Below are 1,082 nucleotides of genomic sequence, written 5' to 3' on the forward strand. Positions count from 1 at the left end.
GAAAATCGCTCCGTTTGCGAGCAGACGCCGCTACGATTGCAAGCGCCTACAGTTACTCTTCTGGTAGATGAGGTTCAGCCGCGCTGCCAACCTGATATCGCCCGTCAGGCATGCGAACGATCCAGTTGAACCGTTCGAGCGATACAGCCAGGCGCATGACGGTGCTCTTCACCAACCCGGTGCGCTCGGACAGCTCGTGCAGACTGAGCGCACCATCATCCAGCCGGAAGGCGGCGAGCAGGGTCATCGCCCACTCCACCGCAGCCACGCCTTTCAGTACCGGCTTCTTCATTGCCCGTCATCACACTCCTACCTGCGTTCAAATCCTGTAGTGCGTGAACAACGGCCATGTCGTCAAACCCCTTCACAGCCCAGCTTCTTGAGGGTCTCGCCCACCCACCCACGCGATGCCAGACGGCCTTCTTCTCCGCTATCGCTCTCGCCGCCACCACCATCTCCTCCTTCTGATCAACGAGTCATCGTGTAATTGCGGCTGCTTCCCTCGGACCTCGGCTGAGGGGCACACTTCTGGTTGTCGAATCCTGAAGGAAGGAAGCAGCCATGAAGCATTATGCCGGATTAGACCTGTCGATGGAAAGCACGCAGGTCTGCGTCGTTGACGAAAATGGGCGGAAGCTTGTGTCGGAAAAGGTCGAGAGCACGCCGGAGGCGATCGCCACGATGCTGGATCGCCACGGTCCGGTCGAGCGTGCGGTGATCGAGACGGGGCGCATGTCGCCCGCGATTTGTCTTGGCCTGCGCGATCTGGGCGTCCCGGTGGTGTGCATCGATGCCCGACAGGCACATCAGAGCCTGAAGGCGATGAAGGCGAACAAGACCGACCCGCACGATGCCGCTGGGCTTGCGCAATTGGCTCGAACAGGGTTCTACAAGGAGGTGCACGTCAAATCACCTGCAGCGCATGGCGTGCGCAGCGTGATTACCGCGCGTGGCCATCTGGTCGAGGCGCGTGTCCGGCTCGACAACATGATCCGCGGTCTTTGCGCTACGTTCGGCTATCGCCCCGGCGTCGGCGTGCAGACATCCGCCGCGTTCGCAGCCGCAGTGGATGAAGCGGGCCG

The 1,082-nt window shown here is 61.4% G+C and carries 2 protein-coding genes; one reads left to right on the forward strand and one right to left on the reverse strand.

The window, feature by feature from the left end; genetic code table 11:
• Positions 1-52: 52 nt before the first annotated feature.
• On the reverse strand, positions 53-292 hold the full coding sequence (locus M529_RS25440) for a helix-turn-helix domain-containing protein (RefSeq protein ID WP_021316094.1): 240 nt from the start codon (positions 290-292) through the stop codon (positions 53-55).
• Between the two features lie 269 nt (positions 293-561).
• Between M529_RS25440 and M529_RS25445 the strand changes: the two genes are divergently transcribed.
• The coding region (locus M529_RS25445; protein ID WP_021316095.1) for an IS110 family transposase at positions 562-1,082 on the forward strand (521 nt) is incomplete at its 3' end.

Origin of the sequence: Sphingobium ummariense RL-3 (assembly GCF_000447205.1) — a bacterium.
GTDB lineage: Bacteria > Pseudomonadota > Alphaproteobacteria > Sphingomonadales > Sphingomonadaceae > Sphingobium > Sphingobium ummariense.